Genomic DNA, 3800 nt, shown 5'->3' on the forward strand with positions numbered 1-3800 from the left:
TATTAACGCAGGTGGAATATATTTACTAAATAAAGTATTTAATAATTCTAAATTTTATGAATATGAATTTTCAGATTCAGCTAGTATTGATAATTATAAATATACATCGCCAGCATTATTAGAAAAAGATATAAAACAAATAGAAAATAATTGCGATATCATGTTCGTCCTTTCAGGAAGCATAATATCTCAAAAAGCTAAAAATATTTTATTTGAATTATCAAAAATTAAAATTCGTAAAGTTTTAATTGGGGCTTCATGTCTATTATACAATGAAGATGAAAAATCATTATGTTATGAATTACAAAACTTATATGATGAAATATTTTGTCGTGATAATATAACATTTAGCTTTTTTAATAATGCCTTTAATGTTTATAATACGATAGATTTGGCTTTTTACTCAAATTATATTATTGATAATTCTATATGTAATTATGGGGGGGGTATGCATTGATTAATATTGATTTAATTAAAGATAATATAATGCTTATAGAATATTATAAAAATTTATTGAAAGATAAATATAAATATATATATGTATATGAAAATACCTCTAACACTTATTATGACTGTAAAGATTTTGTTTATTTTGGTTATTGGGATAGTATTTATAAATTAGTTAGTTGTGCGGATTTTGTAGTTACAAATAGAATCCACACAACTTTAGTATGCGTGGCTAATAGCGTAAGTTTTAAATACATTGGAGAGGATAATGCTAAAATTGAAGGAAGAAATTCTTTATTCAATATGATTAATTTTAGATTAGAAAAAGATAAAATATATAATAAAGACGAATTAAAGAAATATACTAGCTATATTGAAGAGAAAAAAAATGATTTTATAAATTTGTTAAAATCAATATATTGTTTGGATGGGAATAATGAAATTAAGCGTTATAGTGCCAGTTTATAATGTAGAGAAATATATAACTCAATGTTTAAAAAGTATTTGTAGTCAAACTTTAAAAGATATTGAAATAATTTGTATAGACGACTGCGGAAATGATGCCTCTATGGAAATAGTAAATAATTATTCAAAACAAGATAATAGAATAAAAATTATAAAAAATAAGAAAAATATGGGGTTAGGTTATTCGAGAAATGTCGGAGTATCAAACTCTTCAGGCGAATATATTTCTTGCATAGATTCGGACGATTGGATAGTTGAAGATATGTTTGAAAAATGTGTTAAAATATTGGATGAATTGAAATTAGATAGCGTTTGGGTAAAAGTAAATACATATATACAAAATACAAATAAATATACGACTGATAATTATTATAAGCAACTATACGAATATAATGGAAGATTATTATATATAAATGAAAATAATATTAATAATTTTCCAGTAAATGCGTGGAACAAAGTATATAAAACAAATTTTTTAAAAGATAATAATATAAAATGGTCAGAAGGACTTCTATACGAAGATTTAGAGTTTTATTATTCTTTTTATACTAAATCATCAAAAACTTATTTAATAGACGAACTTCTCTATATTTATAGATGGCATGATAAATCTATAATGGGAAAAACAAATAAAGGTTTATGTCGAGTAGAAGATATATACGATGTGACTTACAATATATACAATAATTTAGTTAACGATAAAATATTAAATAAATTTCAAGATGCATTTTTACAATTAGTGGAAAGAAATATAAAACTTTTCTATGAAATACCATATTATACTAAAAGAGTAAAAAAATATTCTAAAAAAATGCTCAAATTAATACATTTTCCAGAACGGTATAGCAATATAGATAATTTTCAATATTTAATAAAATTTATTGGCAATTATAAAAGATTTAAACTGTTTTTTACAAAAGGACATAAAAAATGACAAACACTATTAATATATTTTTTGCTTCAAATAAAAAGTTTGCTCCATATTTACAGACGGCTATAGCATCTATATTATCAAATGCGATGGATGATGACGATATAAAAATATTTATATTAAATGATAATTTTGATAATAAAATAAAAGATGATATTATTTCATTGAATAGAATTAAAAAGTTTGATGTAGAATTTATTAATATTAATAATAATCAATTTATATATTTCAAATCTCCTTCTTATATAAATAGCGCAACTACTTTTTACAGATATTTAATCCCGATTATTAAACCAGATATAGACAAAGCCCTATATTTAGACTGCGATATAATAGTAAGAAAAAGTTTAAAAGATTTATTTAATATAGATTTGTCAAATAACTATATAGCTGGGGTAGAAGACCCCGCAGTAATTGTATCACAATTGAAATCAAAAAATAGATTTGGAATAAAAGACAGATATGTAAATGCTGGAGTATTATTATTTAACTGTAAAAAAATGCGAGATGATAATTTTACTGAAAAATGTTTAGAATTAAATAAAAAATTATCTTCCCGAACTTATTTTGGAGCAGACCAAGATGTTATTAATATATTGACTTATAATAGTAAAAAAATAATAGATATAAAATATAATGTAGTATCTTCTATATATGAAAAACAACTTCATACGGAATATACTGACGCTGAAATTGAAAATGCTTTAAAAAATCCAGATATAATACATTTTTCAGATTATAAAAAGCCATGGAATTTTTATGGATTTCCAGATAGAATGAGAGATTATGAATACCATAAATATGCTAAAATGACAAATTCTTATGATAAATTTTTTATATTTAAGGCATCTTTATTAAATAATGAATTTGCAAGAAAAGTTAGAAGAATAAAAAATAATTTACTATTTGCAATAGTAAATTCTATGTTTGAATTGGTATTGGATATATGTGGTTTGATACTATCTATTCTTTCATTTCCAATATATTGGTTTAGATTTAAAAGGAATACAAAATGAGTGATAAAAATATAGCGGTGCAACTATTTGGACATTTGAGAAGCTATAAAAGAACATGCAAGTCTTTATTAAAAAATGTTATAGAAGCTAATATTGAAAAAGGATACAATGTAGATATATTTATGCATACATGGAATGAAACTGACCATTCTTCTATTACATGGCATAATTGGAATGGAGAAAAAAGAGGAATTATATTAAACGATAGAACATTAAAAGAAATAAAAAAACTATATAATCCTAAAAAAATTTTGGTAAGCAAACAACTAGAAATTGAGGATTTTATAATAACCGAAAAAATAGGTAGAGTTCCAAGAGCGTATAAAGGAGTAGTTAATGTAGCCTATACTAAATTTATGTCCTCCAAAATAAGAATGAAATATGCTAAAGAAAATAATATAAAGTATGATTATATTATAGTTACTAGACCAGATATACTTTTTCATAGTAAATTCATTATAGATGATTTTTTAAGAATATATAAAGAGTATGATTGGGAAATTCCTAAAAATGGAATCTTCTACGGACATAATCATTTTGCAAGAGGATTAGTAGAAGATAATACATTGATAGGCGGAAGCGATATAATATTTTTTGGAAATGAAAATACAATAAATAAAGCTACAAATTTATATTTAAATATAGAAAATAATACATTAAATATTGATAAGATTAAAAATAATTTTTATTGTTTTGAATATTTTTGGTATGAACATTGGTTATCTCAAGGATTAGAGCCTATAAAATTAAAATATTTTCAATTTTCCGATTATAATATTATTAGAAATGAGGCAGAATATGAAAGTGCTAAAAAAAATAGTGAAAGTAAACAAAAAGAAATTTATAATCTAAAAGTAAGTTCGTTAGATTCGAGAGATAATAACGATATATATAATCATACAAATAACAACGAAGAAAAATTAAATACAAGAGAAAAAATA

The 3800-nt window shown here is 22.8% G+C and carries 5 protein-coding genes; all 5 read left to right on the forward strand.

The window, feature by feature from the left end; all coding sequences use genetic code 11:
* A partial coding sequence (locus tag ACR0QS_RS11875) for a hypothetical protein (protein WP_432633664.1) occupies nt 1-457 on the forward strand: 457 nt, incomplete at its 5' end.
* Nucleotides 454-915, forward strand: a complete 462-nt coding sequence (locus tag ACR0QS_RS11880) for a hypothetical protein (RefSeq protein WP_432633665.1) — start codon at nt 454-456, stop codon at nt 913-915. The genes ACR0QS_RS11875 and ACR0QS_RS11880, both read left to right, overlap by 4 nt.
* Complete coding sequence (locus ACR0QS_RS11885) at nt 884-1846, forward strand: glycosyltransferase family 2 protein (protein WP_432633666.1); 963 nt, start codon at nt 884-886, stop codon at nt 1844-1846. Before ACR0QS_RS11880 ends, ACR0QS_RS11885 begins: the two co-directional genes overlap by 32 nt.
* A complete protein-coding gene (locus ACR0QS_RS11890; protein WP_432633667.1) occupies nt 1843-2859 on the forward strand; it encodes a glycosyltransferase family 8 protein in 1017 nt (338 codons plus the stop codon). The genes ACR0QS_RS11885 and ACR0QS_RS11890 overlap by 4 nt, the downstream gene beginning before the upstream one ends.
* Nucleotides 2856-3800 (forward strand): hypothetical protein (locus ACR0QS_RS11895; protein ID WP_432633668.1); only part of this gene is annotated, 945 nt, incomplete at its 3' end. The genes ACR0QS_RS11890 and ACR0QS_RS11895, both read left to right, overlap by 4 nt.

Origin of the sequence: Brachyspira sp. (assembly GCF_050873525.1) — a bacterium.
Classification (GTDB): domain Bacteria; phylum Spirochaetota; class Brachyspiria; order Brachyspirales; family Brachyspiraceae; genus Brachyspira.